Source organism: Nostoc cycadae WK-1 (assembly GCF_002897135.1).
Lineage (GTDB): Bacteria > Cyanobacteriota > Cyanobacteriia > Cyanobacteriales > Nostocaceae > Nostoc_B.
Genome location: NZ_DF978422.1, coordinates 471,482 through 478,307 on the forward strand (window position 1 = coordinate 471,482; position 6,826 = coordinate 478,307).

Annotated in this window: 5 protein-coding genes; all 5 read left to right on the forward strand. The window is 37.6% G+C overall.

The window, feature by feature from the left end; all coding sequences use genetic code 11:
• Window positions 1–3,183: CHAT domain-containing protein (locus tag NCWK1_RS04095; protein WP_103123809.1), on the forward strand; the 3,183-nt coding region annotated here is incomplete at its 5' end.
• Between the two features lie 140 nt (window positions 3,184–3,323).
• Window positions 3,324–5,531 (forward strand): substrate-binding domain-containing protein, encoded by a 2,208-nt coding sequence (locus NCWK1_RS04100; protein ID WP_103123810.1) that lies wholly within the window; start codon window positions 3,324–3,326, stop codon window positions 5,529–5,531.
• An 80-nt stretch (window positions 5,532–5,611) separates the two neighbouring features.
• A complete protein-coding gene (locus tag NCWK1_RS29375; protein WP_187308044.1) occupies window positions 5,612–5,761 on the forward strand; it encodes a hypothetical protein in 150 nt (49 codons plus the stop codon).
• A 13-nt stretch (window positions 5,762–5,774) separates the two neighbouring features.
• Complete coding sequence (locus tag NCWK1_RS04105; RefSeq protein WP_103123811.1) at window positions 5,775–6,278, forward strand: phage tail protein; 504 nt, start codon at window positions 5,775–5,777, stop codon at window positions 6,276–6,278.
• 6 nt (window positions 6,279–6,284) lie between these two features.
• Window positions 6,285–6,826: hypothetical protein (locus tag NCWK1_RS29380; protein WP_187308045.1), on the forward strand; the 542-nt coding region annotated here is incomplete at its 3' end.

The following is a 6,826-nucleotide window of genomic DNA, read 5'->3' on the forward strand; positions in this document are numbered from 1 at the left end:
ACAGAAGCAGAATTGGCAGATAGTACATCACCCCAAGAATATCCAATAGAAAACACAGATGTATCAGTTTGGGAGTATACAGGGGAAGAATTCACCACTACACCACCCCAGGAAATGGCAGCAGAAAATCAGGAAAAAATCTCTTGGGAATATACTGGAGAGGAATTTGCTCCAACCGCAGCAGTAGCGTTTCTGGCTCCGGCTGCGGAAGATGTGATTGGTAATTTAAGTGAATTGTCTTTGGAATATCCTGAAGAACAAACAAGACTTGTCAGAAAAGAATATTCAGGAAATTCTTGGGAGCAGTATTTAGCAACGTTAGATCCAAATGTCGCCTATACTCTAGATGAATTGTTGGGAAGGTTAGATCAAAGCGCACATTTAGTACAGCAGTTGGCGATGAATCTGACAACACAAGCTAACCCGTCTCCGACTACGACAACTAATCCGGCAAATACAGCAATTCAAGCACAAGCTTGGTTTTATCAAGGTTTGCAACAAGCCAAAACAGGAGATTTGGCAAATGCGATCGCTTCTTATGATCGCGCCATTGAATTGCAACCGGAATCTTATGAATATTGGTTTAATCGCGGCTTAACTTTATTCCATTTAGAACGTTTCGCTGAAGCTGTCGCAGCCTATGACACAGCGATTGACCTGAAACCAGACCATTACAAAGCTTGGTACAATCGCGGCGGGACATTGGGAGAATTGGGATTATTTGCCGAAGCGATCGCTTCTTTTAGTCAAGCGATCGAAATCCATCCTAATTATCCAGAAGCTTGGGCGAGTAAGGCTTTGGCGTTGCTGAAATTAGGGCAAGTTTGGGAGGCAATTACCAGTTACGATCAAGCCTTAGAATTGCAACCCCAAGACCCGGAAACATGGTATTACCGAGGTATTGCTTTTGCGGTCAGCGAGCAATATGCAGAAGCGATCGCCTCTTACAATCAAGCGTTAGAACTACAACCAGACTATTACGAAGTTTGGATTGACCGGGGTGTGGTGCTGTTTAATTTAAAACAGTGGTCAGAAGCGATCGCTTCTTGGGATAAAGCCTTGGCGGCGCAACCTGATTTCTATTTGGCTTGGTATAACCGAGGTGTAGCGCTAGATAACTTAGTCAGAAGAGAAGAAGCGATCGCCTCCTATCAAAAAGCGATCGCCATCAAACCGGATTTTCACCTCGCTTGGTACAATCAAGCAGTTGCCCTGTTTTATTTAGAACGCTATATCGAGGCGATCGTGGCTTATGACAACGCCTTACAAATCAAACTCGATTACTGGGAAGCTTGGATTGGTCGAGGTACGGCGATCGGTCATATACCTGATACCGAAACACTGGAGCATTTATTAACTAACGTCGCCGTCATTAACCCCGCCTTAAAACAAGGTGGTTATGCAGGTAAACTCGCCAGCTATGAACAAGGTTTAAAACATATCCGCCCAGATACCCACCCCGAAGGTTGGGGAAGGCTGCATTTAGCTATTGGGAACACCCATTATGAGCAAGGTAAAAAACAACCTGCATCCCGTCAACATTGGCGTAAATCTGTATTTGAATACAATCAAGCATTATTAACTCTCAGTTGGGAAGGTTTTCCCCTACTACATTTAGAAATACTGCAATCTTTAATTAAAGTCCTGTTGGGTTTAGGGCAAACTACACAAGCACAAGAATTGCAACAACGTGCCGCTAATTTATTGCAAGAATTATTTAATGACCCTGGGCGTTCTGATGAAAGTAAAAAACAGTTAGCAATCAAATTTGCCGGAATTGGGCAATTAGGAGTTGATTTATTAGTAGAATCTGGGGATTTGGTAGAAGCTTGGGAACTAGCAGAACAGATAAAAAATGCTTGTTTACAATGGTTGCTGTTTAGCTGGCAAGATGAAATTTATGCCCTCAACTATAGTTCAGTTCAACATTTACTGAACCCCACCACTGCAATTATTTATTGGCATATTAGTCCAGCCGCCCTGCACACATTTATTATTAAAGATGGCGCTCCCTCACCTATTTTGGTGTTTATTCCCGTCCAAGAACTAGGAAATATCTCATCAGAAATTAATAAGCCGCTGCAAGAGTTACCTTTACCGGAAGCAACTAGAAGACTGATTGCATTTGAACATTGGTTAGAAGATTGGCATCAAACTTACCAAGATTATTGCGACCAAGCCCAAGACCCACAAACTAAAAGCAATCATTCTTGGCGATCGCAGATGGAACAAAGACTCTTACATCTGCAAAAAATTCTGGAAATTTCCACAATTACCCAAGAACTTGAAGGTATCACAAATCTACTTTTAATTCCCCACCGCGATTTATCAAGATTACCTTTACATCTTCTGTTTAATCTGCCTAATTCTGAATCAGACAACCCAAATATTCAGTCGAGATTTATTACTAATTATTTACCTAGTATCCAAATAGGTTTAAACTTACAACCGAGAAATATAGAGCAATTGCGAGAGCAAAAATTTCTCAGTATTGAATCTCCAGCTAGGGCAAATTATTCTCCACCAAAATTTGCCAAGTTAGAATCAGAAGTCATTAGCCAAATGTTTGATTATCCTCATCGTATCCAGGAGGAAGCAGCTAATAAAACTAGTGTAGAGAAGGCTTTAGCTGAAAATTACAATATTTTTCATTTTACAGGTCAAGTTATTAACAATTTTGTTGAACCAACAAAATCAGAATTGATATTAGCTGATGAAGACAAACTTACACTTACAGAAATCTGCCAAAAAAATCTTACTAGTTACGACTTAGTATTACTCTCAGCCTGTAAATTTGCGACTCATCTGAACCAGAGTGTGACTACAGAATATGTCTCGATAGTTAATAGTTTTCTTTGTGGCGGAGTCCCTCAAATTATTAGCACTCTTTGGAACGTCGAATCATCCGCCAACGCTTTATTAATTATCGAATTTTATCGTCGACTCCAGGTAAATAAATCACCAATTACAGCTTTAACAGAAGCCACTACATGGTTGCAAGAAGTTACAGCCGGAGAATTGACTATATGGTATGAAAATTTAATCAAAACGCTGCATCCTGACGAATTAAGAATCAGAACTTATTTAGCCACTCATTTATATAGAATTAGCAAAATAGTTCCTGAGAAAAAGCCATATAATCATCCTTATTATTGGGCAGGTTTTATCATTACAGGTATTTGATTTTTTCAACCAGAGGAGTGCAAAGGTTAACGCTAAGTTACACAGAGGCGTAAAAAATTTTTAGCGGAAAGTCTAATGGCTTTGGGCAAAAATTCAGTGTAGGATGCGGCAGATAAGAGCGATCGCTAAGGGTTTCCGTCGTGGTTTATGAACAAATCAAAGCCAAATTACCTCAGAGATTTTTCCCTAAAGCTGAAAACCCACCAATTGCAGAACCGGAACCGCTTGTAACACCTGTAACTCTGCAACCACCAACGGCTGTAGGAATGGATGTCATCTACCGCAAATATCGCTGCTGGATGGGAAATCCTTTAGGCTGTGAATGGCCCAAAAAAACGCTAGAACAAAACCCTACAGCTAAAACCTGCCAAAACTGTGGTTTTCCAGGAATTATCCCGCCAAAAACCGAATTCCGGGGATATAAAGGGCGATATCGCATCGATAGCTATATCGGAAATCGCGGTCTAGGTCGTTTATATCAGGGAATTCAGCTAACAGACCAACAACCAGCAATTATTAAAGAATATTTATTGCCCCAACAGGCTTTTAACGCCGAGGAAACTAGAGACCGAAAACAAGCCTTTGAACGCCTGGCTGGCTTGAATTTAGCTGATGGAAGAATTCAAGATATTCGCTTGAATTTTCCTTGGGATGCGATCGCTGATCCAGTTGCCGAACGCTGCTATCTTGTTACTAATGGCAATATTGATGCTTATCCCACTCTGAGGACATACCTGACAAATAATAACCAAGCAATGTCAGAGAGGGATGTGTACCGTGTTCTTGACCAAGTATTACAAACTCTGCAATTTCTCCACGGTCAAAAATTTAGTCTTCCAACTGGACAAATACAACAGGGAATCGCCCACGGTAATATTAATTTAGATAGTCTGCTGATTATGGCAGATACCAAAGAGTTTTTTATTCATTTAAGTGATTTAGCTCTATGGGAAAATTTATTTGATTTATCAACTAAGAAAAATATTATTCCGACTGTTGCTAAAGATTTAGTAGATTTAGGTTATGTGGCTTTTTATCTGTTAGCAGGTAATACCTTAGATGCAGATATTGATCCAAAAAAAGAACAATATTGGCAATCAGTAACTCCAGATTTTAAAGCTTTTTTATTCAAACTTTTAGGGTTGGATACACCATTCAATTATGCCGAAGAAGCACGGCAAGCATTATTGAATATTTATCAAGCTTTACCTAGACAAGTATTAATCATTAATGCAAAGTCCGAAAATAAAAAAAATAAATTTTATCGACCTTCAATATTAATTTTAAGTATTCTGGCTTCATTATTTTTAGTAGGAATAATTAGCTGGCTAATCCAGAAATTTAAATACCAAGAAAGTGTAGTTGAAGAACCAGTAGTTTGTTGTTTAAAAAGCGTGACGGGTGTCCCTGCGGGGAAATTTAACTATAGCGGTGAACAAGACAGTACTTGGAGTTTTATCCGTGGACAAAAAAATTTGATATTGCAAAATAAACCCCTAGAAGAAAAGTTAAAAGAAAGTCAGCCTCAATTGCAGTTAAGCTATCAAGAAAAAGATGGTATAGACCAAGTAATTGCTAATGTGCAATCAAGCAAAACAGACTTTGCTATCGCTAATATGCTTGAACAATTTAGTCCCGAACTAAAACATCAAGTATTTGCTTACGATGCTTTAGTTGTATTTGTGGCTTTTAGTTACTCAAAACGTGAGCAAAGTCTACCGAAAGCATTAAATGGTCAAATTAGTATTGAGCAAGTACAAGATTTATATACAGGTAAAATTACTAATTGGAACCAATTAAAAGGAAGAAATCTACCTAATTTACCAGTAAAACTTTACATACCAAATAATGCAGAGTCAATCAGAATATTTGAACATAGAATACTCAAAAGTGAAAGTGCCATTAATGCTTTCCATAGTTTAAAAAACTCTACAATCAATATCACATCTTTATCTACCATCAATATGCTTCAGCAAGTATTGAGTGACTTTGAAAAAGAGGCTACAGGGAGTATAGGTTTTGCAACACTTAGTCAAGTATTTGGCCAATGTTCTGCTTATCCTTTAGCGATAGCAGACGGTAATAAACCCGCAGTTCAAACTTTAGTACAAGATAATGATAAATCGATAGATCCCAATACTGATTTATGTGATGATAAAGGCAGCTATAAGCCTAATACAAAAGTCTTTACAACAGGCAGCTATCTACTAAGTTATCCACTAGTTGTATTGTATCCAGGTGATAATAGCCGTCCGCCTATTGGTCAAAAATTCGCGGAAATGCTGAGAACCACAGAAGTACAGCAGATATTAGAGAAAGCTGGCTTAGTACCATTACATAATCAGTAGAGCAGAAGTAGACTATTGGCTAATAGTCGAGATGCAAACTTTGCTGATATATATAAATCTATTTTAGTAATTTTTGATATATGAACGATGATACTGAGCAGCAAAAAAAACTAGCAAAGTTAGCAGCTAAAATAATAAGCGATCGTCAATTACTAGGAAAGCTGACTGATAAAGTGTATGAACTTATGAAAGAAGACTTACAACAACAAAAAGAACGAATTAAAAATTAGATAGGAGTGACTGATGGCTAATAATATCCGAGAATTAAACTACGTTACCGCTAATAGATTTTATGTAGAAATAGAAAGTAATATTACTGCATCTTTTACAGAATGCCAAGGTTTGGGTGTTAATATCAAAACTGAAAAATTTGCTGAAGGTGGTGTTAATAATCAACAAAGAGTATTGTTAAATCCCGCAGATTTTTCAGATGTTACCCTTAAACGTGGCATTACTGATGACCTAACATTTTGGAATTGGATTAATAAAATTTTAACGGGCGCAGTAGAACGACGTAACGTAAATATTTTAGTTTTTAATCAAGCAGGCGAAACCATGCAATGTTGGACTTTAATTGGTGCTTTACCTATCTCATGGAAAGCACCAAGTTTAAGTGCAGACTCTAGCACAGTCGCTATTGAAGAATTAACTTTAACTTACGAAGGCTTAAAAGTTGATAAAACAAGATCAGGTGGTGCATCGATTCTTTCTGGACGCGATAGCTCAGGTTCATTTTCTAGTAATTAATAATATATGACAGAAAATCTGACAACAGGTTTTGCTTCCCAACCTTCAGAACCAGACTTAAATCTAGGGATAAAGCGACCTTTACTAGCTCATAAACCTTGGGGACGACAATTAATTAGTCCCAAATTTTTATCGCCATTAGGAGCAAAATCACTATCTAATTTTGATCCTTCAATCTTCTTAAATTCAGAGGCTATATATTCTAATATAATAGATAAGCAATTTCAGGATTCCCCTTTTTTTTCTGAATCTACCTCACAAAGATTCAACGATTTAAATCTACCAAACACAAATAAAGTAACAAAACCTACTTCAAATTCAACAATTATTCAGCAGAAATTAGCTACCAGAAATTTGGCGTTAAAAAGAAATATATTATCCAATAATAATATTGATATAAACTTAGCTCAACCTCATATGAGCTTAGATATTAGTACACTATCAACCACTGACGTAGACTCAACAGTTATTCAAACGACACGAGATAGTAATAATTTTGCTGCGAGTTCAAAAAATGAAAGTTTATCAGCAACAAATCAAGCAGTAGA